This is a genomic window from Acetobacterium tundrae (assembly GCF_008086615.1).
Lineage (GTDB): Bacteria > Bacillota > Clostridia > Eubacteriales > Eubacteriaceae > Acetobacterium > Acetobacterium tundrae.
This window is the reverse complement of sequence record NZ_RXYB01000001.1, coordinates 114,958-139,574: the sequence shown is the minus strand read 5'-3', so window position 1 is coordinate 139,574 and position 24,617 is coordinate 114,958. Positions and strand designations below refer to the sequence as shown.

Here is a 24,617-nt window from a genome sequence, read left to right as displayed (position 1 = left end):
CAGGGCACGGCCCAATAAAGGAGATTTTGTCCAATGAAGGTTTTATATTTTGATTGTTTTTCCGGCATCAGTGGTGATATGGTTTTAGGCGCTTTCATTGACTTGGGAATCGACCCGGTTTTCTTGGAAAATGAACTAAAGAAGCTTAATATCGACGGCTTTAAAATCGCCGCTGAAGCCACCATGAAAAAAGGTATTTCAGGCACACGCTGTCATGTTATTTTAAATGAAGACGGTCATCACCACCGCCATTTTGAAGATATCAAACAGATCATTTCAAACTCATCTCTTTCAGATGAAATAAAAAAAACAGCGCTGGCAATTTTTATGCGGGTCGCTGTTGCCGAGGCAAAAGTACATAACGTTCCTGTGGAACGGGTTCATTTTCATGAAGTTGGTGCTCTGGATTCAATTATCGACATTGTGGGAGCCTCAATCTGCTTTCATGCTCTAAAACCAGATATCATCTATGGTTCAAAAATAAATGTCGGATCCGGATGGGTACGATGCGCTCATGGACTTCTACCGGTACCCGCTCCGGCCACCGCCGAAATTCTCTGTGATGCTAATTTTGAAATCTATTCAAAATGCATCGATGGTGAATCCGCAACTCCAACCGGTGTTGCTATTTTGGCCGAATTGGGAACCTATACCCCCACGACCCCCAGTTTTATTCCGGAAAAAACCGGCTATGGATTTGGCGGAAAAGATTTTGGTATTCTAAACGCCTTGCGTATTATTCAAGGCCGAAAAAGCGAGCCTAATCAAATTATGGTGGTGGAAACCAATGTCGATGACATGACTGGGGAAATGGCTGGATATGTCCTTGAAAGACTACTGAAAAGCCAAGCATTAGATGCTTTCTATACACCGGTTTACATGAAGAAAAACCGTCCTGGCATTCATCTGACCGTATTATGCGAAGAATCAAAGCTTTCCGGAATTGAGGACATCATTCTCCGGGAAACCTCAACCCTTGGTCTCCGCAAATATCCGGTGGAACGCATCTGTATGCATCGCTATTTTAAGAACATCAGCACCCCTTTAGGCGAGGTAACAATGAAAATAGCTGAGCATGGTGACATTCACCGTGAAACGCCTGAATACGAGGACATAAAGAAAATTGCTCAAGAATCCGGCAAATCTCTCTGGGAAGTAATGGAAATGGTGGAAAAATATAAATAACTGATTGACTCTAACAAAAATGGACCTCAAGTTGAGATCCATTTTTTGTTTGCCTTGATGCAAACAATATACTTTCCATTTTTTATCGAACGACATCAAACAATTACAAAGAAACAATAAATTTTACTCCATTATTAGCACTCTCAGTCCATATTTTTCCTTTATGTTCCGCAACGATGGATTTGGCGATGGCCAGACCAAGGCCGTATCCGCCCGTCTGTTTTGAACGGGATTCATCACTTCGGTAAAATCGTTCAAATATTTTTTCTTTCTCGTCTTCCGGTATTCCCTGACCGGTGTTGAATACCTCCATACGAATTTTATTGGCATGTTTTTTTACGGAAATTTTCACTAGACCCCCATCGTTGGCATGCTTAATCGCATTGTCAATCAGTATGGCAATGACTTGTTTTATTTTTTCAGCTTCTCCAATATACTTAATACCTTCATCAATGTTTAACTGATAGTCTTTACCTGCTTCAAAGACAGTGCTTTCAAAAGTCAGTGCGATGCTTAAAACGGCTTTACTCAAATTAAATTCTGCAAAAACGCCCTTGTTTTTCGTAGCATCCAGTCTTGCAAGTGTCAGGAGATCATTTACCAATGTATTCATACGTATCGATTCGGATTGAATATAGGAGAGATATCTATTTTCTCCAACCTCATTTTCAAGAACATCAGCATTCACACCGATTACCGAAAGAGGTGTTTTAAGCTCATGACTAGCATCAGAAATAAATCGTTTCTGCTTTTCAAAAGCTTCTCCGACCGGCTTGATCATAATGTTCACCAGAAACAGCGAGATAAAGAAAAAAACCAATAGGCTGATACTGCCAATTGTGACGGAAGTTATTAACAACCGCTCCGTCATACCATTAGAAATCCGCTGATCCAGAAAACCGATGATTTTCCCATAGCTTTTTCCCATGACCAGATACCGATAGCCGTTCACTGATCCCATTTTTTCGCCGCTTTCCAAAACGTCCCCCACAAGACCCGATATTTCTTCCGACACTGTTGAAAGGTCGGTACTTCCATTAAGTTCAAACACACTGGCATTACTGTTAATTTTGACAGTAAATGTTTTTTGGGTTTCATCCTGATTGGGTGGTTGCGGGTTCGCTGAACCTGGCGTAATCGGAATATCTTTTGGCATGACACCATCATTTTCAACCAGTGATCTTAGTAACGCCATGTTTTGCATATCGTTTGATTTATAGTTGACATAATTAATAGAACCAATAATCAATATGAAAACCACCGCCAATATGCCCATCATCGAGGCGACAAATTTAAATTTGAGCTTTTTTATCATATCATTTCTACACCATTTCCAAATAGTATCCAATTCCCCTATTTACTTTTATTTGAACCTTAGAATCAACAAAATTTATTTTTTTTCGAACAAAGGAAATATAGACCTCAACATTGTTGTATTCTGATTCGGTATCAAAGCCCCAGACTTTTTCGGTTAGCCGTTCCTTTGTGACAATTTGGTTTGTATTAAACATCAAGGTTTCAATTAACAGGAACTCTTTTAAGCCCAATTTCACAGAAGCACCACCGCAGTAAAGTTCTCGGGTCTTTCTTTTTAAAATCAAATCTCCGAAAGACAGGTCATCCTCAGTAATTTCCCCTTTTCGTCTCGTCATGGCACGGATCCTTGCCAATAGTTCACCTGTTTGAAAAGGTTTTGTGAGATAATCATCTGCGCCGCAGTCAAGCCCTTCAATTTTATCCTCCAGCTCGGCCTTCGCTGTAAGCATTAAAACCGGAGTTTCCAACTTGGATGTTCGCAGCTCTTTTAAAACTTCAATTCCATTTTTCTTCGGCAACATAATATCCAGAATGATCAGATCATAAATACCCGTAAGGGCATTATCCAAACCACTGACCCCGTCCATCACGGCATCGACCGAATAATTTTCTTTTATAAATATCGCTTTAAGTGCCTCCACCAATCCGCATTCATCTTCAACCAGTAGTATTTTCATATTGAAAGCACCTCCCCTGCATTATTATCCTTTATTCCGAACTTTACAATCTCAAGCCAACATTATTTCACCATTACTTATTTTTAATTGTATCATTTTAAATTGAATGAATCTTGAAATTTATCTTAAATTATTTAGTTTCAACATATTTTCAAGGTTACTAAACTATTATGGCTATGTAAAGAGCATGTTAAATATATGTTAAGAACTTAGGAGGTGAAAACTTGAAATTCAGACATGAACATAAACATTACATCAATTATATGGATTATGTTGTGCTGCGAAGCAAGCTCAAAGCCATTATGAAACAAGACGACCATACCGACGCAGATGGCGCCTATCAGATTCGCAGCTTGTATTTTGATAATTTCAGAGATACTGTCTTAAATGAAAAAATTGATGGCATCAATCATCGGGAAAAATTTAGGATACGATGTTACAACAATGATTTTTCATTTGTCAATCTTGAAAAAAAGACCAAGATCAACTCACTCTGTTCAAAGATATTGGCCCCCATTACACAAGAAGAGGCTGAAGCAATTCTTGACTGCAATACGGAATGGATGGCAGCCAGTAATTATCCCTTAATTGTCGAACTGTACACGAAGATGAAATCGCAGGGACTCAGACCCAAATCTATTGTTGACTATAGCCGCGAGGCCTATGTCTTTAAGACGGGAAATGTTCGAGTCACGATCGATCGAAATATTCGAACCGGACTTCTCAGTACTGATATGTTCAACCCTAATCTACCAATGATTACCGCCGGAGATTCTCAGATCTTACTGGAGGTGAAATATGATAATTTTTTGCCGGAAATCATTTCAAACATTGTTCAATTGGAAAGCAGACGCCAAACTGCTTTTTCAAAATATGCAGCCAGTAGAATATATGGCTAAGTGCAATAAAGAAATAAAAAAACAGGAGAAATTCAAGAATGAATATAAGTGATCTTTTAAAATCAAATTTTTTAGAAAATGTAACTTCCGTATCAGTTATTGATATGGTCATCGCAATGGTACTTGCTTTTGGAATCGGCGTTTTTATCTACCTTGTCTATAAAAAAACCTATAAGGGTGTTATGTACTCATCTGGTTTTGGGATTACCCTTATTGCTTTAACGATGATTGCCACCTTTGTTATCCTCGCAGTCACAAGTAATGTGGTGCTCTCCCTAGGAATGGTTGGTGCGCTTTCAATTGTTCGCTTCAGAACAGCCATCAAAGAACCCCTTGATATTGCTTTTTTATTCTGGTCCATTGCCTCCGGCATCGTCATTGCTGCCGGAATGATTCCACTTGCGGTCTTCGGCAGTGTGATGATTGGCCTCATTCTTCTTATCTTTGTTAATAAAAAACCCACGGATATGCCTTATATCATTGTTGTGAATTGCAATAACCGAGAAGCTGAAGCCAAGGTAAAAAGCTTTATTGATGCAAATGTCACCAAAAGTATTATTAAAAACAAAACCGTTTCTAAAGAAGGCATTGAACTCAACATTGAAGTTCGTCTTAAAGATGATAACACCGACTTTATCAATAATGTTGTCGACTTAGAAGACGTTAATCATGCCGTGCTTGTCAGCTACAATGGCGAATTTATGAATTGAAAGAGGTGACACAATTGGCAAATCACAAAAATATCAATAGGATTTGCATTATCATTAGTGTCGTGACGATTCTTATTGCAATAATCTATATCTTTTTTGGCCAAGCACTTGGTATCACCGCAAAAATGGCAGATTTGAGCTATACTACAAAACTTTTTGATGACAGCACGGTACATACGATTAATATTGAAATCAGTGATAGCGATTGGAATGATCTTCAGGCGAATGCTGCTGACAAAGACTATCAACAGTGTGCAATAACGATTGATGGTGAAACCCTTCAAAATGTTGGTATCCGAGCAAAAGGAAATTCATCGCTTTCCGGCGTTACATCCTTGGATTCAGAACGCTACAGTTTAAAAGTCGATTTCGACCAATATAACGACGGCGAAAACTATCATGGTCTGGATAAGCTTAATCTAAACAATGTCATATCCGACAACACTTATCTAAAAGATTACCTCACCTACGATATGATGAATTATATGGGGATAGCTGCGCCCCTTACCAGCTTCACCCGTATTTCCATCAACGGTGAATATTTTGGACTTTATCTGGCTGTTGAAGGTGTTGATGAGGCCTTTGCGGCGAGAAATTATGGTTCCGACTCTGGCAATATCTATAAACCGGACAGCATGGAAAATAACGATAATGCTGCTGGAGATATGGGCGGAGTGGCAGCAGATATGGTCCAAATGCCGGATGCAATGACACAGGCTACCGCTACAACACAGACCGCTGATAAAACTCAGATCGCTACGCTGCCGGATATGAGTCAGATGGCTGGTGTGGGCGGCATGATGAGCAAAACTGACGTTGCCTTAGTCTATTCAGATGATCAGCTATCAAGTTATGAAAATATTTTTAACGGCGCGGTTTTTGATGTCACTACAGCTGATAAGAAGACACTAATTAATTCCATTAAGCAGCTAAATGAAGGAGCAAACCTGGCCGATGTGGTGGATGTGGACGAAGTGCTGAAATACTTTGTCGTCCACAGTTTTGTTGATAATTTCGACAGCTATACCGGCAGCTTGATGCATAATTATTATCTTCGCGAAGTAAATGGCCAACTATCGATTATTCCCTGGGATTACAACCTTGCCTTCATGAATTTCAGTGGCGGTGGCGGTGGTGGTGGCCAGGGTGGTAACACAGCAACCACAACTGCCAGTACGGTTGCTGAAGCAACAACTTTAGTGAATTATCCCATTGACACCCCGGTATCCGGTACCACCATGGCGGACAGACCACTGCTCAATGAGCTACTTTCAAATGAAGAATATCTGAATTTATATCATCAATACTATAATGAATTCATAACAGGCTATTTTGACAGTGGTCATTATACCGAGGTTATTGATAAAGCCGCATCGCTTATATCATCCTCAGTAGAAACAGATCCCACCGCTTTTTGTACCTATCAAGAGTACCAGGATGGGGTTGCGGTATTAAAAGAATTCTGTGCCCTTCGTGCAGAAAGCATCAGTGGTCAGCTGGACGGAACCATTCCTTCCACAACAACAGGACAAACTGAACAGCCGACTACCCTGATTGATGCCAGTTCAATTGATATTTCAGCAATGGGGACCAATACTGTGGGTGGCGGTATGAATATGCAAAAAACCGCTAGCGGTGATACCTCAGCAACTGCAACAACTGCCGAAAATACCAAAACTGCAGAAACTGCAAGTAGCAAAACAACCGGAACCGCAACTAATGGTGCTGGAGCGAATCCACCATCCAATGGTGCTGATGAGAATCCACCAACTAATGGCGTTGGTGGGAATCCATCGACTAATGGTACTGGCGAAAATTCAGCAAAGCCAGACGTATCCACAAACGAAACAGCCGCTGCCTCAACCGGCACTACACCTGCAAATGAAACTGCCGACACCGGAACAACTGATACAATTGGTGCCCCCAATCAAGCACCCACTATGAACGGCGGCGGAAAAGGGCTGTCAAACGCCAATAGCTTAACGGAGAAAATCAGTAGCAATCTGTCATCGATTATTCTGCTGGGAGGATCTTTACTGCTTCTGATTGTTGGCATACTCGTGACAAAATTATTCAGACGAAGATAAATTATTATACGATTCGATCTTAACACTAAAGATAATTATTGTAATTCTAAACCCACCACGTCATCGATATCATTTCTCGCGCAATTTTTCATCGCCTCCGGCAGCTTTTATCCAGCAGCCGGGGGCTTTATTTGTGTTCAAAACTGCCTAATTCACGTCTACCATATTAAGTTACCAATTAAAAAAAACATCATATAGAAAAGCAGTTGTATCCTAATGGTTGATTTATTCAACTAAAATCAACTATGCGTCCATTGCCATTTTATTCACAACTCCGTATAATGATGCTAGAGGTGATGAAATGAATGAAATTAATATTGCCAAAACACTAATTGCAAAGCGAAGAGCTAAAGGGATTACCCAGGAAGAACTGGCCGCCTATATCGGCGTGACCAAAGCATCGGTTTCAAAATGGGAAACCGGCCAAAGCTATCCAGATATTACCTATCTGCCACAGCTTGCCGCTTATTTTAACATCAGCGTTGACGACCTCCTTGGCTATTCGCCACAAATGACCAAAGAAGACATCAAAACCCTTTATCACGAGCTTGCTTCAAAATTTGCCGAACAGCCCTTTGCTGAAGTGATTGCGGAATGCCGATTTATTATCAAAAAATACTACTCCTGCTTTCCGCTGCTTCTTCAGATGGCAATACTACTTCTCAATCATCATATGCTGACTCCTGACAAAAAATTACAGGAAGCGATCATTCAGGAATTACTTGATCTCTGCCAACGAGTGAAAAAGGAAAGCGATGATGTATGGATCAACAAAGAAGCTGTTACCATTGAAGCCACCTGTTATCTCATGACGCAAAAACCTCAGCTGGTACTGGATCTTTTTGGAGAAGAGCTCCGTCCAATTCCACAGGATACCGAGATGATCGCCCAATCTTATCAGATGATGGGAAATACAAAAAAAGCCAAAGAAGTCGTGCAGATCAGCATGTATCAGCATTTGCTATTCCTTGTCTCAGAGGCACAGTCCGATATGATGTTGAATACCGATCATCTGGAAAAAGTGGACGAAACGCTGCGCCGCACCCTGGGAACTGCTGAGCTCTATAACCTGGATTCCCTTCATCCCAATACCATGGCGCAAGTCTATTATGTTGCAGCTCATGTCTACTGTCTGAATAATCAAACAAAAAAAGCGCTCGCTATGCTCCAGCGTTACGCCGATGTATGCGTATCTGACTTTTTCCCCTATTCCCTGCACGGCGATGACTACTTTGATGCCATTGAAAATTGGTTTGAAGATTTTGAATTGGGCGTTTCCGCTCCACGTAGTGAAAAAGTCATCAAGGAAAGTATGATCCAAAGTGTCCTTTCAAATCCGGTGTTTGCCAGTTTGGCTGACGATCCCAAATATAAAAATATTGTAAACAAATTAACAGAAAATTTAGGAGGCAATCAATGAAACGATTAGGTGTTTTTCTGGGAATTGTATTCATACTAACATGGGGTGTAGAGTTCACCTTAATGGCCAATGGCGGGTATTCCAATCCTTATCTGACCCTTATCCTGGCCGGTGTGATGCTTATTCCCGCTATTTCCGTTATCCTCACCCGACTCATTACCAAAGAGGGATTTAAAGAGTTTGGATTAAAGCCTCATTTTAAGGGTCATATTCGGTTTTATTTGATGGGTTGGTTTGGTCCCTCCCTGCTCATAATACTTGGCGCAATATGCTATTATCTGATTTTTCCGGCCAATTTTGATCCGACCATGAGCAATTTGACTGAGCTCTACAAAGCCAAAGGGGTCGATGCCACCGCCTCCATGATGACCACTATTTTTATTGCCCAGTTTGCCGCCGGGATGCTTTTAAGCCCTGTTCTCAACATTATCACGACACTGGGCGAAGAAATCGGCTGGCGAGGCTATCTCCTGCCGAAATTGATGGAACGATTCTCGGCCCGCACTTCGATTCTGATTTCCGGTGCGATCTGGGGTTTATGGCATGCCCCGATTATCGCGATGGGCCATAATTACGGAACCGGTTATTCATTTTTTCCCTGGGGTGGGATATTAGCCATGATCGTTTTTTGCCTGTTTATCGGTTCTTTTTTCTCCTACCTCGCCATCAGAACAAAAAGTGTTTTGCCGTCGGCTATGGCCCATGGCTCCCTCAATGGCTTCGTCGGTATTACCGCTTTTTTCACCATTGGCGAGACAAGTCCGTTTATCGGACCTGTGGCCACAGGAATCATCGGCGGGATAGGGTTTATTATTGTTGGCACTATCTGCTTTGTCTTAATCGGTCGGCAGCAGTCAACTGAAAAAAAAGATCTGAACCCCGTATCTGAAAAAACGCAATAGTCCACGGCAAAGCTCTGATCGGGTTATATCCATGCCATCTTTTGATATATTTTTCTTGACTTATCCGGCAAAGGTTCTATAATCAAGTTAGTGGGTCCGTTAAACGAAACGGCATTCACATGAAATTATCAAAAAAGGAAGGCGCTTATTTTTGGAAGAAACTATAAAAGTACCATTTTACCAAAGAATTTGGTTTGTAATGTTATTTTTGGTATTTATTCCACCGATTGGAATTTTATTTTTATGGTTAAACAAACGGTTCAATCTTGCCGTCAAAATCATATTAACCATTGTTTTCGGATATTGGATAGTGATATTATTCGGTTACATGACCGATTCAAAAACGACCACGCAACTTGCGGCAACAGCTGCTAAACAAGCAGTAACTGAACAACAACCAGCAATTGTTGTCCCGGACAACACTCCTCAAATAACTTTGGCTGAATTTGATACCATAAAAAAAGGCATGACCTATGACGAAATCGTAGCGATCGTTGGTAGTCCTGGGACTTTATCATATGGGTATGAAGAAGACATGGGGAACGAAACCCGTTATATTCAAGCGTATACCTTTGAAGGATCTGGCGATAACGGATCCAATGTAATTTTGAGTTTTCAAAACGGGGTACTATCAATGAAAACTCAGAGTGGCCTTAAGTAATCTAAAAGCCCCCTGTTCTAAACATTGTTGAATGGATATTAGTTTTATTTTCACATAAAGCTTTAGAAATAACTTCAGAAAGCCCCTGACCGCTTCTTATACAGCTGTCAGGGGCTTTGTTTGTGGCTTTACTCGCCACTATCATCATCACTCAACGTTTCTAATTGATATATTTCTGTGTTTTTTTATTAGCTTTTTATGCTGTTATTTAATATCAATAGTCAATATTAACAATCTCCCAGGATATATTCCGCATCGACAATCTCAGAAAATCGCTGATCATGGGTACTGACAATCACGGCGGTCCCATCACGGGATAAATTCTTTAGAATTTTCACAATTTTTTCGGCATTGCCGGTATCAAGATTGCTGGTGGGTTCATCTGCAATAACTAATTGCGGATGATTTACCAGTGCCCGGACGATTGCCCCACGTTTTGCCTCGCCTCCCGATAATTGGGCCGGGTAAGAATCCAGGACATGCTCAATTCCAACAGACTGTGCCAATTTTATAATTTTTTCAGGAGAAACATTTTCCCTGTTATGCAGCCAATGAATCAAGGCAATGTTTTCTGAGAGGGTAAGATTGTGCAGCAGTCCATCACCCTGCATAATATAGGCAATATTCTGGTTCAAATATTCTGCATGCCGATCAGCAGTCATTTCAAAAACGTTTTCTTTGTTAAAATAAACTGCGCCATAATCCGGCGTCAGCATACCGGTTATTAAATTAAGTAAGGTGCTTTTTCCACAGCCTGAAGATCCTGAAATACTAACCAACTGCCCCTCTTTTACACTAAGATTGATATCCTTGACCGGAAAAAATTCATGACCATTACGCCTGAACTTTTTAGAAAGATCCTGTGTTTCAAGTAGCATTACTCCGTCTCCTTTACTAACTCACTGGCATCACATGCCAAGAGTCTTTTCGTTGCAAATATAGCCGAACAGATTCCGGTTGATACCGAAATAACCAGTATTTTAATGACCAGCCCGGCAATCTCTGTTAGTTCCGGCAGCAAATAAGGCAATGCCAGTTTTTGACTAATCACGATACTAAATGGAAAGACTGTAATTGCGCCAATCACAATACCCAGTATTGCACCAAATATGGTAATCGTCGTCGCTTCTGTGACAATGATTTGAAAAATCTGTTTATGTCTGGTTCCGATTGAAAGCAGGATTCCAAATTCCTTTTTTCTTTCATTAATCGTAATTGCGAACAAACTGAGCAATGCCACTGCAGCCGAAAGAAATGAAATAGCTTCAGTGAACTTTTCTAGGTCTTTAAAGTTCGCGATACTACCTGCGATCGAGTGCGTCAGTGTTTCGGATGTATAAACACCAACCGAGTTTCCACTCAATTCTTTTTTGATCTGGTCGGAAACTTTTGAAATACTATTCGTTCCGATATCCACAACGACAGTCGAGATAATATTGTCGACCTGTTTCAAATCTTTATTCTTTTCGATATTTGGCGATTCCAGTATCTTTTGGGCATCTTCAAAGTTTAAAAAGACGGAACTATCATATCCCATTCCCGTTCGCTCCATCCGACCTGCCACCTTAAATTCAATACCATAAAAGGTAATGGTGTCTCCCGCCTTTTTATTAACAGAACTTCCCACGACGACAGAGCCTGCCGATAAATTGTTATGGAGACTGCTTTTCAACCATGGCTGAATCACGAAGTCCGTCTTTGGATCAAATGCAATCAGTTGCAGTTGACTGTCGCAGCAGGAGGCGGATAATGTTGCCAGATAGAGTTGCGGAGAGGTCTTCTCGACGCCCTCCACATTTTTGATCTTCTCTTCAATTCCGGCGTCAAAATAGGTAGTGCAGGGAATTCCTTGAAATAACAGACTCTGTACCGAATCTCCGCCTTCTTCCGGCACAACCATGATATCGGCTCCAAGTCGATTGACCACACTGGACAACCCGTTCTCAGTGCTTCTGGAAATGATCGATACCGAAAACATCGTAAAGGCAAGCAGTGTCACAAAAAATATCATTGTTGCGGTCCGGTAAATTCTATATCTGAGATTCTTTAGTGCAATCCTAAATAAACTTTGCTTATTCACTATCCTTTTGCGTCTTTCTTGCTCTTAACAATAAAATGCCATTGACCACAGTCACGGCAATAAAAATTCCGGATAATACATAGATCACTGGTAAGGTTAATGCACGGCAAGGCATCGTTGCCATTGAGCAGGCGCCAATTATGACAGTGGGAATTAAAAAAGCAAAAACGCCTGCGATAATTCCCACAACACTGGCCACAATCCGATAGATATCAGCCTTGATAAAGAAATTCACAATTCCAATGATACCTAAAACAATGCCAATCCAGAAAAGAACATTTAGTGACTGCGTACACTTCATCATCTTTTCTGCAGCACAACCCGGATACAATGTATTAGGGCCGACTGTTAAGGCCAATGCATAAATAATAAAACTAACTCCCGTTATAATTGACGTTTTTGAAACTTTTCTTTCCATAATTTTTCTCCTCATTTGTTTTCATATACCAGGCCAATATGCCTAATTGGGTTTTTGTAATTTTTAAGCAATCTCACATTTAGACAACCTCACTCAGGATTTTTCTATCTGACAAAGCAGGGCTTTGAAAATAGGAAATCCCGAAATTGAATCCCGGTTGTTGAAATCAGTAAGTTGATTGACATTACTATTTCGCCATTCTTCCACCTGAATGGGAGTACCACCGCCCTGATTGACTTCCACGGAGTTTGGAAGGACTTTTTCGGTGACTTTTGCCCAGAAATGCACTTCACCTCTTTGGGTCCTGACCAGCACTTTGTCGCCCTGTTTTATTCCCCGGTTCTCAGCATCTTTCGGATTGATTAAAACTTGGGGCTTATCCTGAATTTTCAAAAGACCGGGAATATTTAAATGCTGGGATCGGAAAGTGGATTGAATTCTGGTTCCGGTGCTTAATATCAAGGGGTATTCTTGATAAACCGATTGATCTCCTTTTGGTCCTTCAATGGGATCGGTATAAATCGGCAAACCTTCATAACCATATTTTTCCAACAGTGAAGACCGCAATTCCACCTTTCCAGATGGCGTTGGGAAGCCAACCTCACCGTCGGAGCGGAGTGATCTACCTGCGTATTTCTGGTATTCTGCTGGTTGCCCGGGAAGCCGGATCCCTTCCTCGCTCGCTTTCAGACGTTCAAGAAGTTCCGGATTTTTCGCAAAAGCTTTTTCCAATAATTCTTCTTCGCTTTGAGGATAAAGATGACCTAATCCCAATCGTTTTGCAAGTTCTCCTAAAATCAGGATATCATTCCTCGCTTCGCCCACCGGTTCAACAACCCGTCTTCGCAGCCGGATATAACCGCCCGGATAACGCTGATACGAATTATTTTCAAAATAGGTTGTTGCCGGCAGAATGACATCAGCAAAAAGAGCATCCTTTGTTTTAAAGCGGTCGATCACCACCAGTAAATCCAGTTTTTTATAGGCCTCTTCGTAAATATCCGGTTCCGGATAGGAGGTTAAAGTTGACGAACCATTGATGAGCAGTGCTTTGACCGGGTATGGATCTGCCTGAAGTACCGCTTTCGGGAACTCCAGAAAATGCGCACTCCCGATAATATCATAGAAAAGAGGATATTTTTCAGCGCCGAATGGCTGCATTAAAGGACGCGGAATATCAACTTTTTCCATCGGCAGTTTAGGTGGCAGGGCGATGGTCAAACCGCCTGGGATATCCAGGTTTCCGGTTAAAGCCCAGAGAATGAAGACGGCCCGAATATTCTGGACCCCGCTGTTGCTATATTCAAGACCTGTATAAGTGCGCAGAGTAACCGGTTTTGATGTCGCGATTTCACGGGCGAGAGACACGATCTGTTCTTTTGATACGCCAGTAATTTTTTCCACTTCTTCCGGAGTAAATTGTTTTACATACTCTTTTAAGTCATCAAAACCGACGGTCCAGTTTTCAACAAAATCGCGGTCGTAGATTTCTTCTGTGATCACAACATTGATTAAGCCCAGTGCTAGGGCACCGTCCGTTCCGGATCGTACGGCAACCCACTGATCCGCCCGGTTGGCAATATCGCTTTTCATTGAATCGATCGCAATAATTTTTTTGCCGTTTTTCTGTGCCTTCACAATGCGTTTAAACATGAATGGCGGAGAATCGGTAACTGGATTGGCCCCCCATACAACAATCAGATTACTATTCTCAAAATCTGGAAGTAAGCCGGTAGCCGGAATTCCAAAAGTTGTGATCGGTGCCAGTAATCCGTAAGAAACATAACATAACGAGCCGACACTGGAAGAGTTGGGCGAACCAAAAGCCCGCAGAAGATTCAGGGACACCATATCTGTACCATTGTAGAAATCTCCCATTGACTGTTCAAATGCACCTCTTCCGGAGTGGCTGGCAATGGCCTGAGGGCCAAACGCTTCACTTATTTCCTTGATTTTATCGGCCACAAAATCCAGCGCCTCATCCCAGCTGGCTTCACGAAAACGTCCCTCGCCTCTTTTTCCGGTTCTGATCAACGGCTTTTTTACCCGATCCGGTGAATAGATGATTTCAGGTGCCGCTTTTCCACGTACACAGAGGCTGCCAAAAGGTGCGTCTTCTGCTGCCTTGACCGAAAGCAGCACGCCATCCTGTAATTCAGCCTGAATTTCACAGCCTCCGGGGCAGATGCCGCAAATGGCTTTTTTTAGCTCACTCATTTTTAACTCCTCTCCAATCCGATAAACTTTTGACTGTTTTCAACACGTTATTTCCTCCATCATTCACTAAATATTCTTTTGCTTCCGCACGACTTTTCTTAAACTTTCACATCCATTTTTTAAAACCTCATTTTTTTCGTTGATCGTAATGGCTTTCCTTGGGCAGGCTTTTACACATGCCGGAAGCTGCCCAAGCAATATTCTTTCCAGACAGCCATCGCACTTTGCGGCTTTATCGGCTGCGATAAACTGGATGGCTTTAAATTCACAGCTTGCGGAGCACTTTTTGCACCCCACACAGTTTTCACTGTCCAGCTGCACTAACTTTGTATGCGCGTCGATTGTAAAACACTTTTTCGGGCAAACTTTCACACAAATCGGGTCCTGACAGTGCATGCAACCGGTTGAATAATATTTGATTCTCACCTTGTTTTTGCGATTGCTTTCTGTTTTAAACGTCTTTCTGAAGGGAAGTACTTCATCAATATCCAATTCTTTTTCATTAATACAGGCAATCACGCAGCTGTTACACCCCACACAATATTTCTGATGAAAATTAAAGTGTATCTCCAATTATTTGACCTCCTCATTCGGCATCACCCGATCTTACTGCTTTTTTCTACCGGCTTCGCCGTCTTTTTTATCTTTTGCACCTTACATCTCACCGTTCTATATCCGGGAAAACCCGAATATGCATCCAAATGATCATTTTTAATAATATTATTCACATCAGCGTCTTCATAATCCTGATACATAAACACATTGTTTTCGGGCACCATGTAAGTTAGATTAGCTTTTATTTTGATGGTTCCAATGGACGTCGTTAGTTCAATATCTTCATCCTGTTTAATCTTTAACTGTTTTGCATCCTTGGGATTAATATCAAGTGCCGGGTAAGGTCTGAGTAATTTTGTCCATTTCATTTTCTGAAAGCGCGAATGAAATTCCTGGGGGATCCTGCCGCCTGATGTCAAGATAAGAGGGTATTTCTTTGCCTTTGCAGGATCCAACGCTTCATAGTAAACCGGCAATGGATTCAAATGATAATCCTGCTCATATTTTTTTATTATTTCCGAGTACAATTCATACCTATGGGTCGGTGTTTTTAAACCGCGTGCCAACAAAGTACCGGGAACATAAGGTTTTTTCCCGGGTATTTTAAGTGGAACTGGCGATAATTTCAAATTATTTAATGTTATTCCCACATCGTGCAAAATGTATTTTGCGCAGTACTCTTCACCTTTTCTCAAAACAGGATCATCTAAATTCAGATAATTGGCCAAATCACAGATAATGTCGATATCTGATTTCGATTCGAATAAAGACGCAATAACCGGTTCTGTATATCGGACACACGGTCCCACCATCTGCAGTTCACTTCTTTCAAAAGACGTACAGACGGGAAGCACAATGTCTGCATATTTTGCCGCTTCGGTATAAAACAAATCGACATCCACATAAAAATCCAGCTTCTTGATTGCTTCCAGCAGTTTGGAATTCTCTGGAAACATGCGACTGTTTAACCCGAAGGCGACCAATGCTTTGATCGGATAGGGTGTGCCTTCTTCAATATTTCGGGTCAGATCCATTGCCTGAAATTCTTCAATCAGCTCGGACCATAAGGGAAACCGTTCACTTCCGATTTTTGGTTTTGAATCAACCGGTCGGGTTTCGTTGATAAATTCTTCAAACAGCAGCCTGGGCTTACTATAAGTTTCCGTGTCATAATCCGGATGAACCGATGGAATATTGCCGCCCTCTCTGTCAAAGTTACCGGTAATGGCCGATAATGCCAGAATGGCTCGGCAACTTTGCATCCCATTGATATGATGCGGTATCGCAGCCACGGATAGTTGCGACGCAATTTTATGATGGCGGCCAACGTATTTCGCTGCTTCCAGTAAATCTTCCGGTGAGATTCCGGTTATTTTTGCCGTCGCCGTCAGTGTGAACTGGGACACATACGCTTTGTATTCCTCATAGCCATGCACATAGTTTGCAATATAGACTTCATCTGTTTTTTTATTTTCGATTAAGTAATGTGCGAAGAAATTGGCCAGTGCTCCATCGGTCCCGACCCTTGGTCTGAGATGCACATCCGCATAGGAAGCTGCCGGCGTCACTCTCGGATCGATCACCATGATATGAATGCCCTTTTCCTGCCACTCCTCAATTTTGACATTTGTACAGTTACCATTGTGAAAGGGGTTATATCCCCAACCCATGAACAATTCCGTATTGCCAATATCCGGTTCCGACAAGGTCCCCGCATTGATTAAATGGGCCATCCGAAAGGACTGGAAGCATGAGCTTGATTCCGAACCATAATTCAACGTGCCAAAGGAATGAACTAATCGATGCAGATAGGGCCGATACCATTTGGAATATCCGGTATAAAAGGCAACCGTATCGGCTCCCTCATCGCCCTTGATTTTCAATAAATTATCTGCAATTTCTGTATATGCTGCTTCCCAAGAAATGGGGATGAACTTTCCTTCGCCGCGCGGTCCCACTCGCTTCAGCGGCGTCTGAATCCGGTCTTCCCGATAAACATATTCTTTACTTGCAAATGCCTTAACACAAAGATTTCCGCCGCTGGGTCCGTCACCCTGGGACCCTTCAACCTTTATTAATATTCCATCTTCTACAGTTGCATCGATTCCGCATTTTCTCAAGCAAATACTGCAATGACTTTTCCTGATTTCATACATTGATACTCACACCCCTTTAATTCTTAATACATGCAATATTCTTTTTTTAATTCTGATGGTGGTTTTCCAAACATTGTTTTGAAAATTTTTGAAAAATAATTAATGTCTTTATATCCGATGCTCGCACTGACTTCATATATTTTCAAATCACTGTTTAGCAATAAGTATTTAGCTCGGATTAATTTAACCGTGCTGAAATATTCGCTGAAATAGCGATTGGTTTTTGCTATAAATAAATTGCTGATATAGGCATTGCTGACCGAAAATTTCTTGGCGATGCACTTTTGATTCAAGGTGCCATCGGTTATACTGCTTAAAATGTAAACCATCATATTATGAATGAGTTCATCATCGGTTTTGTTGTAAAGCTGGGTCATATACTTGAATAAGTGTTTCATGTTTTTGAAACAGCACTTTCGCAAAGTATCATGCTCTTTATCATGGATATCATCAATCACTTCAAGTGCTTTTTTGGCGATGAAATTATGAAGCCATGGGAATTCTCTGTACCACTCCTCGATAATACTGTTATATAACGACTTTACCAAAATTTCTGCATGAATCACATCATTTTTGTCATTGTCATATATTTGATTGATAAACTTCTCTAAGAGATTTAAAGCGCTGTCTTCTCCCTGTTCAAAAAACATAACAATGACATCATTTTCCTTGTCCATACTGCTATATTCGAGACATCGTATTGGCTGATTACTTAAAAATTCGCTGGCCCGTACTAAGATTCTTCCCATCGAAACATCCGAAAATGGTGGTACGAGATAATCAAATGCGCCAAAAATAATACCCTGTCTCGCATGGGCGAAATTCTCAAATTCACTCATTAATACAACGCAGGGTGAGAGATTCTCCTGTCTTGTTTGGCTTAAAATTTGAAGTCCATCATAAAAAGGTGTCAGAATTTCGGCAATCACCAAGTCATATTGGTTCTGCCTGATCAGTTCCATGGCCGTTTCGCCATCTTGTACCGTATCTTGAATGATAAATTCTGAATGTTTGTTCCATATTTGCAGATTTAATATCTTCTCAAGAAGTTCGGCTTTCTCTTCAACAATGATTAGTCGATACATATCCGCCCCCCATTAATTCATATAATGTATATATGTTTTATATGATTATAACTTTTGTCTCGAATTAAATCAATAGGTATTTTGCAAATTGGCTTTACACCAGAGGTTTCCATTTTATAACTAATTTTCGGACAACCCTTAATAAGTAATTAATCGCTGCTACGACAACACCGATGACAATAATTCCAGTTAATTCCTTTGTATAATCGCTATATGCGGCAAATTTCTGTACAAAATATCCAAGCCCAGAGGTCGCCCCAATCATTTCTGCCGCCGTCAAAATCATAAATGAGAAGGAAACCGAGATGGTTAAACCGTCCATGATCCCCGGCAATGAATAGGGTAATATTATTTTAAATAACATCGTCGGTGTCGATACATTCATTGAACGGGCTGAATCGATAATATTTTTATCAATTGCACTCACTCCATTAATCATATTCATAAATGTAGGCCAAAATATCCCTAAAAAGATAACCAGAATCGATGCACTGGAAAAAGTCGGCATCAATGCAATAACATATGGGGTGTAGACAATTGGCGGAATGGGACTTAACACTTTTGCTATTGGATAAATTGTTTCTCTTAAAACAGGGATCCACCCAACAATTAAGCCCAGACTAATTCCAAAAACAAGAGAATAAAAAAAACCAAGTGCCAATAATCTCAAAGAAGAAAGAATACCGGTTAATATTAATTTCCACTGTGTAACAAATACATAAAAGACATTTTCCGGAGCTGGAAATAAAACTTGATTGACCAGATTAAACTTACTCGTTGCCAACTGCCAGATTAAAAAAAGTACAAATAATACAGTTACAATATTTTTTCCCTGTCGGAAAACATCATTTTTAATCATATAAGCAATGTAGATGACTTCAATACCAATAATTACAAGAATCAACACAATTGGGCTATCCGTCTCCCGAACATTCGGTGTAAGCAACGCAAATATAAGGAAGATAAACAGGAAATTGGGAAGGGATAATAGTTTCTTTTTCATATCACTACTTCCTCTCCACCAATTTGTTCTCCGATATTAGCATAGAACAATCCAACTAAGTGATTACGAAAGAAAATAAAATCCTGATTCTTATATAAATCTTCTTTTATCCGTGGTCTTGGAAATTCCACCTTTAAATCTGCTCTTACATTCTTGGGTGTCATAAAGACAATCCGGTCTGCCAATAAAACGGCCTCATCAATGTCATGGGTAATAAAAACAATCGTTTTTGCTTTTTTTTCTGACTGCCATAATTTTAGTAATAATTCCTGGAGTTGCAGTCTGTTTTTGGGATCAATGGCTCCAAATGGTTCATCCATAAGGATAATTTCAGGATCAACTGCTAGCGCTCTGGCAATTGCTACCCTCTGTTTCATTCCACCTGATAATTCATCAGGGAGCTTATCTTCAAAGCCTTCCAATCCGACCTTCTTCAGATACTGTAATGCCAACGCTCTTTTAGCCTCTTTCTTTCCTTTCTTATCCACCTGATTCAAAGCAAAAACAATATTATTTGCCGCAGTTTTCCAGGGCAGTAATGAATAGTTCTGAAATACAACCGAACGTGATTTTCCGGGTCCTTCCACCTTTTGTCCATCAATGTAGACCCCGCCTGTTTTGGGTGGATCGCTTAATCCTGACAAGGTGCTTAAAAGTGTTGATTTTCCGCATCCGCTTGGCCCAAGAATACATACAAACTCGCCTTCTTCAATATTTAGATTGATATGATCCAAGGCTAAAAAAGTCTTATCCTCTTGTCCATACTCTAAAGATAAATCTTTAATTTCTATTTTGCTCATACTACTCCTTCATTTTAATAAATAAGACGGTTGTTTGACAAATGCCTACAACCGCCTTAATAATAGGATTCTAATTATAAATCGTTTTTTTCATAATCTGTCCAAAGCTGTTTGTAAATTTCATCATTTGGATTTTCTTCTATTGTTTGTGTTAAAGCGTCTTTGTACACTGTCGTATCAATGTGATCTTCAATTTTTACATCAGAATTGATATACTTATATTCTTTTAATAAGTTATAATATTTAACAACTGAATTTTTATTAGGATCTACCGTAAAGGTCGCATTAATGTTATAAACTATGTTGCGAATATAATCTTCTGTTTGACCAGTGTATTCAGCTAGAATTTTAACGGTCTCATCCTGATTCTCTTTCCAGAATTTATATGCTCGAAGATTAGCTTTGAGAACACGTACATACGCCTCTCTATTTTCTGTCAGTGAAGACGTTTTGACTGTTTGTCGGCAGCAGACATATTGGGGTTCCAATTGTCCAATATTATAAACTTGACCTAATCCTCTCGATTGAGCACTATCCAATAGTTCATTAATAACATAACCTGCATCAACATTCCCGCTTGCAATGGCCTCAACAATAGCCGGATAAGAAGTAAATTCTACTAATTCATAACCATTCTCAATATCCACTCCTGCTGCTTTAAGATGAGCTCTCGTTAAAATTTCACCCGTACTGCTTCGAACGGTTGCAATCTTTTTTCCTGCCAAATGAGATAAATCTTTATAGTAGTCTACATTTTCTGCTTTAGTCAGTAAGCTTTCTCCCTCATAAGCTGTTCCGCCATAAATAGTAAAATCTGAGCCATTAGCGATGGATGTCAGATAGGGTGTTATCGCCAATGCTGATTGATCCACTTTTCCGGTTTCCATAGAACTGATAATATCACCAACCTGATCAAGATAGACGAGATTTACTTCCACTCCCTCATCTTTATAATAACCAAGTTTGTCAGCTAAAATTGTTAACGCTGGACGGGGAGAGCTAGGTGCCAACGCAATGGTTACGGGTTTTAAGTTTCCATCAGACTTTGTCGCAGCATTGGTGCTACTACAAGCAACGGTGCTAATCGCGATTACTGCCGTGAGAGCCAATGCTGCCACTGTTCTTACTGTTCTTTTTCTAATTTTCTTTTCTTTCATTTTCTTCCCTTTTCTTTTTTATTTTCTTGTCATTTATTTTTAGCCCTCGATCAGCAAATCTAAGGCGAAATTGATACCTTTTAATAACGTTTGTCAAACGATTCTGGGGTAAGCTGATTGAGTGATGTATTGGCATGAATGGCAGCACAATCTCTTGCTGTTTCCATATACTGATACAGATTTTCCCGAGATGTTCCAATCGGAACGGCACACCCCGTGTTAATTAAGAACCCATTTGAGCTGTTATACCCTTTTTTGAAGCACTCGCGAATTCCTTGATCAATGCTCTCTTTAGTTCCATTATAAAGCACTTCTACAGGAGGCAGATTGCCAACAAGAACGACTTTATCCCCAATTCTTGCTTTAGCTACTGATAAATCTACGGCATTGTCTATACTGATTGCATTAGCACCGGTCTCTGCCATTACCTCTAAATTCAGGGTTGTATCACCACAAACATGGTAAGAAATACCATTTGAAGATATTTTTTTCACCTCATCAAACACATATTTTGTATAGGGAAGTGAGAATTTTTGAAAAGCTTTCGTACTTAAAATGGTTCCTGAGGCTACCGGATCCATCATGGCTACACTACTTCCTTCTTTTAAGAATTTAGAATGAACTTTTACCAAAACATCTGCTGAAAATTTAACAAGTTTATGCACCTGCTCCGGTGTTTTAAATATTCCTCTTAATAATCTCTCTGCTCCTGCCAGTCTTGCCGCCAGTGTAAAGGGACCTTCAATACCAATGCCAATTGCACCTACTTCGTCAGATAATCCATCCTGAAGACGATGAAATACTTCATAGGTATGTTGAAAGGTATAATCTTTTTCAGAGCATACCAAATCCAAATCCAACATACTCAAATCCTTTAAATCCTGCACTGGTGTTACCGCTACCGAATTTGGACCAATTTCGCTATAAAAGAGCTTCCCTCCGAATAATCCTACTAAAGCATCTGTATCATATTGTGTGGATACCCCGTCATATCTCAATTCCTGATAAGCATTTACAATTACTTTGGTCCGAAGCTCTGGGTCTTCTCTCCATTCACTGTATTTTAAATTCAGCAAATCTCCTGCACTGCAGCCATAAGCCAGGATAATCGGGTTTCTGTCAACCGCTTGTCCTTTTGCCAATGCCTGTCCACGTTCTAATGGAGTCATTAAATCTTTTTCTGCCATCTATTCTCCCTCTTTTTGTTCATCATATTTTATATAATTCATATATGCTTTATATGCTTTTCATCTGTTTTGCTAAATGATACAGGTATTGTCGCGTTTTGTCTACATGAATTATTTATTAAATTATTCATGTATTATCTTGCTTGACATGTTTTCAGCAATTAATTTTATAATTTAAATTTTATTATCTTTATTTTGCAAAGAATATATTGTATGCGCTTATAAAACAATAAAAAAAGGCTACAGCAGCAACTGTAACCCTTTTTATTGTTTTTAAATAATTAATACAGGAAGCTGAGAAAAATGCGAATTACGGTGTTCGGTGCATCTAATAATTATCTTCGACTATACCAAAACTATCACGGGAGTTTAAGGATGATCTACATGCAAAGCAAGCCGAATGGCATTACGAAAGCCGACGCTGAAGCACAAAAGTCGGAAAATCTGATTAAATAGGATTTTACAACGAGAGCCCCCAATCAAAAATGGCTAACCGATATAACTGAAATTCCCTGTAAAGAAAGAAAGCTTTATCTGGCGGATTATTATGACGATACTATTCCTGAATTCAAGATGACCGACAACATTCGGGCTGACCTTTGTATTGACGCATTCAAAAAATCCTGCACTTTTACTTGTATTTAATCTACACTAAATCAAGACTGCTAAATCATTACAATATTGGCTTTATGCTGGGAGCCTGCCCATGAATTAGAAAAGTCTAAAATTAAAACATCCTCAAATAATGATGAATACTATCATCCAGTTCAAAAACGAAATGCTCTGCCTATCGGTTAAAATTCGGTTAAATATTAAAAAAAGCCATTTATAAGTTGCCTTATAAATGGCTTTGCTATGCGAAAAATGGTGTGCCCGGCGGGATTCGAGCCCACGGCCTCTCGGGTTTAAAATAATGTTTCAGGCTCTTATAGAATGGCTTGCCTATACCATTTTCGCATACCATCAAACGATCAAAAGCCGTTAGTTTTGCGTTGCCATTTGGCTAATATTTGGCTAATTTAGAGTATCTTTTTACCTCGCCTCCGTCAGCTTTTTATCAAAAGTTGACAGAGGCTTTGTTCGTTAATTACCATACTGCCTGCAAATCTCGGCACCGTTGAAGAAACCCCACCATGCCAATAAACGACCAGCTTCTTACTTACGTGCCCAGCTCTACCAACCGCAAGACATCGCGCCCTAGCCACGCTTAACGCTTCTGGCCACGGCGACCGCTTAACTGTAACTGCCAACGCCTAACGACCTGCCAGCCCGGCAGAACGAAGTCGCAGACGACAAGTATAACGTTAGTCTTAGGCAAAGCGTCAGCGAAGTCCATAGCGCAAGACCAGCAGACAGTAAGGCCCAGGTAAGAAAAAAAACCTGGCGTTAAGCCGAAGGTGTGGGATGAGGTCAATATATACATATCATAGCACGCAATTTGTGTCAGCAATGATGTCACAAATTACCGACTAAGCATTCGATCTTTACGTCTGGGAAAATAGCCCTTTATTCCTTAAAAGCCAAGAAAAATTAACAACCAATAAATGGGGCCTTTTCTGTTTAGGACCCCTGTGTTGGTACCGATTTTTTTCGATTAAAAACTTCTGTTCTGTTTTATTTAACAATTCAGAAGCGCGGTACAACGCCGACGGTCCTGCATGAAGTAAATATCGTCAAGAAAAAAGCCCTGAGAACATTAATGCAGTTTCTGGGGATTTTTCCTTTATTCAACTGTCAAAGACCCGCCCCGGGAGTTAAGCCGGGCGAGGAGGTAGAGGTCAAACCTTATAGTCAAATTTGATATTGGTCTTATTTTTATAACATAGAACCCATTTTTATTTTACAACTTCAAGCTCGTATACAACACAAATTGGGGCGAGTGTAGAGTACTTGTACTGTACTGCTCTATGAGCGAACGGTTTTCGACTATGCAGTACGGATCGTCTTGGTTTAGACGGCGGAGACCAGGCGGCCCGAAGCCTGTATCGTACCTAAGCCGCTCGCTCTAGTAGCAGGTCAGGACGAAAACGCCACGCCTGCAATAAATTTAGCCCGGACGCAGCGATAGAGAAACGACAGCGGAGGCATGCGCAGAATCTGT

General features: G+C 40.5%; 21 protein-coding genes. 8 read left to right on the top strand and 13 right to left on the bottom strand.

Going from position 1 to position 24,617, the window contains the following annotated elements; genetic code table 11:
• Nucleotides 1–33 precede the first annotated feature (33 nt).
• A complete protein-coding gene (larC, locus tag FZC40_RS00610) occupies nucleotides 34–1,185 on the top strand; it encodes a nickel pincer cofactor biosynthesis protein LarC (protein ID WP_148602013.1) in 1,152 nt (383 codons plus the stop codon).
• A gap of 103 nt (nucleotides 1,186–1,288) precedes the next feature.
• Here the strand turns inward: larC and FZC40_RS00605 are convergent, their stop codons facing one another.
• Complete coding sequence (locus FZC40_RS00605; RefSeq protein WP_148602012.1) at nucleotides 1,289–2,500, bottom strand: sensor histidine kinase; 1,212 nt, start codon at nucleotides 2,498–2,500, stop codon at nucleotides 1,289–1,291.
• 7 nt (nucleotides 2,501–2,507) lie between these two features.
• The gene (locus tag FZC40_RS00600) at nucleotides 2,508–3,179 is read right to left on the bottom strand and encodes a response regulator transcription factor (protein ID WP_148602011.1); all 672 of its coding nucleotides are present in this window, start codon (nucleotides 3,177–3,179) and stop codon (nucleotides 2,508–2,510) included.
• Nucleotides 3,180–3,403: 224 nt separating this feature from the next.
• Between FZC40_RS00600 and FZC40_RS00595 the strand changes: the two genes are divergently transcribed.
• The 6 genes from FZC40_RS00595 (at nucleotide 3,404) to FZC40_RS00570 (ending at nucleotide 9,858) form a co-directional block, all read left to right on the top strand.
• Nucleotides 3,404–4,078, top strand: coding sequence for a polyphosphate polymerase domain-containing protein (locus tag FZC40_RS00595; protein ID WP_148602010.1), 675 nt, complete (start codon nucleotides 3,404–3,406; stop codon nucleotides 4,076–4,078).
• Between the two features lie 38 nt (nucleotides 4,079–4,116).
• Nucleotides 4,117–4,788 carry a DUF4956 domain-containing protein gene (locus FZC40_RS00590; protein ID WP_148602009.1) on the top strand — a complete coding sequence of 224 codons (672 nt, stop codon included), beginning with the start codon at nucleotides 4,117–4,119 and terminating at the stop codon, nucleotides 4,786–4,788.
• A 14-nt stretch (nucleotides 4,789–4,802) separates the two neighbouring features.
• Nucleotides 4,803–6,875 (top strand): CotH kinase family protein, encoded by a 2,073-nt coding sequence (locus tag FZC40_RS00585; RefSeq protein WP_148602008.1) that lies wholly within the window; start codon nucleotides 4,803–4,805, stop codon nucleotides 6,873–6,875.
• Between the two features lie 301 nt (nucleotides 6,876–7,176).
• On the top strand, nucleotides 7,177–8,295 hold the full coding sequence (locus tag FZC40_RS00580; protein WP_148602007.1) for a helix-turn-helix domain-containing protein: 1,119 nt from the start codon (nucleotides 7,177–7,179) through the stop codon (nucleotides 8,293–8,295).
• Nucleotides 8,292–9,197, top strand: a complete 906-nt coding sequence (locus FZC40_RS00575; RefSeq protein WP_148602006.1) for a CPBP family intramembrane glutamic endopeptidase — start codon at nucleotides 8,292–8,294, stop codon at nucleotides 9,195–9,197. Before FZC40_RS00580 ends, FZC40_RS00575 begins: the two co-directional genes overlap by 4 nt.
• 151 nt (nucleotides 9,198–9,348) lie before the next feature.
• Nucleotides 9,349–9,858: a DUF3862 domain-containing protein gene (locus FZC40_RS00570; protein WP_148602005.1), complete on the top strand. Its 510-nt coding sequence runs from the start codon at nucleotides 9,349–9,351 to the stop codon at nucleotides 9,856–9,858.
• 227 nt (nucleotides 9,859–10,085) lie between these two features.
• On the opposite strand, the gene FZC40_RS00565 is transcribed toward FZC40_RS00570, so the two are convergent.
• The 11 genes from FZC40_RS00565 to FZC40_RS00515 all read right to left on the bottom strand — a co-directional run bounded on the left by FZC40_RS00565 (nucleotide 10,086) and on the right by FZC40_RS00515 (nucleotide 22,516).
• Entirely contained in the window at nucleotides 10,086–10,736 is a 651-nt protein-coding gene (locus FZC40_RS00565) for an ABC transporter ATP-binding protein (RefSeq protein ID WP_148602004.1), read from the bottom strand.
• Nucleotides 10,736–11,869 (bottom strand): ABC transporter permease, encoded by a 1,134-nt coding sequence (locus FZC40_RS00560; protein WP_148602003.1) that lies wholly within the window; start codon nucleotides 11,867–11,869, stop codon nucleotides 10,736–10,738. The genes FZC40_RS00565 and FZC40_RS00560 overlap by 1 nt, the downstream gene beginning before the upstream one ends.
• Nucleotides 11,870–11,930: 61 nt before the next feature.
• Nucleotides 11,931–12,356, bottom strand: coding sequence for a DUF4418 family protein (locus tag FZC40_RS00555; protein WP_186843622.1), 426 nt, complete (start codon nucleotides 12,354–12,356; stop codon nucleotides 11,931–11,933).
• A 93-nt stretch (nucleotides 12,357–12,449) separates the two neighbouring features.
• Nucleotides 12,450–14,573: a molybdopterin-containing oxidoreductase family protein gene (locus FZC40_RS00550; protein WP_148602001.1), complete on the bottom strand. Its 2,124-nt coding sequence runs from the start codon at nucleotides 14,571–14,573 to the stop codon at nucleotides 12,450–12,452.
• 66 nt (nucleotides 14,574–14,639) lie between these two features.
• A complete protein-coding gene (locus FZC40_RS00545) occupies nucleotides 14,640–15,146 on the bottom strand; it encodes a 4Fe-4S dicluster domain-containing protein (protein WP_148602000.1) in 507 nt (168 codons plus the stop codon).
• Between the two features lie 23 nt (nucleotides 15,147–15,169).
• Complete coding sequence (locus tag FZC40_RS00540) at nucleotides 15,170–17,284, bottom strand: molybdopterin-containing oxidoreductase family protein (protein ID WP_148601999.1); 2,115 nt, start codon at nucleotides 17,282–17,284, stop codon at nucleotides 15,170–15,172.
• 23 nt (nucleotides 17,285–17,307) lie between these two features.
• Entirely contained in the window at nucleotides 17,308–18,369 is a 1,062-nt protein-coding gene (locus FZC40_RS00535; protein WP_148601998.1) for a helix-turn-helix domain-containing protein, read from the bottom strand.
• Between the two features lie 94 nt (nucleotides 18,370–18,463).
• A complete protein-coding gene (locus tag FZC40_RS00530; protein WP_148601997.1) occupies nucleotides 18,464–19,372 on the bottom strand; it encodes an ABC transporter permease in 909 nt (302 codons plus the stop codon).
• The gene (locus FZC40_RS00525; protein ID WP_148601996.1) at nucleotides 19,369–20,172 is read right to left on the bottom strand and encodes an ABC transporter ATP-binding protein; all 804 of its coding nucleotides are present in this window, start codon (nucleotides 20,170–20,172) and stop codon (nucleotides 19,369–19,371) included. The genes FZC40_RS00530 and FZC40_RS00525 overlap by 4 nt, the downstream gene beginning before the upstream one ends.
• Before the next feature lie 74 nt (nucleotides 20,173–20,246).
• The gene (locus FZC40_RS00520) at nucleotides 20,247–21,329 is read right to left on the bottom strand and encodes an ABC transporter substrate-binding protein (RefSeq protein WP_148601995.1); all 1,083 of its coding nucleotides are present in this window, start codon (nucleotides 21,327–21,329) and stop codon (nucleotides 20,247–20,249) included.
• A gap of 80 nt (nucleotides 21,330–21,409) precedes the next feature.
• A complete protein-coding gene (locus tag FZC40_RS00515) occupies nucleotides 21,410–22,516 on the bottom strand; it encodes a uroporphyrinogen decarboxylase family protein (protein WP_148601994.1) in 1,107 nt (368 codons plus the stop codon).
• Nucleotides 22,517–22,819: 303 nt separating this feature from the next.
• On the opposite strand from FZC40_RS00515, the gene FZC40_RS16990 reads away from it, so the two are divergent.
• Nucleotides 22,820–22,972, top strand: a complete 153-nt coding sequence (locus tag FZC40_RS16990; protein WP_186843623.1) for a hypothetical protein — start codon at nucleotides 22,820–22,822, stop codon at nucleotides 22,970–22,972.
• Nucleotides 22,973–24,617 lie beyond the last annotated feature (1,645 nt).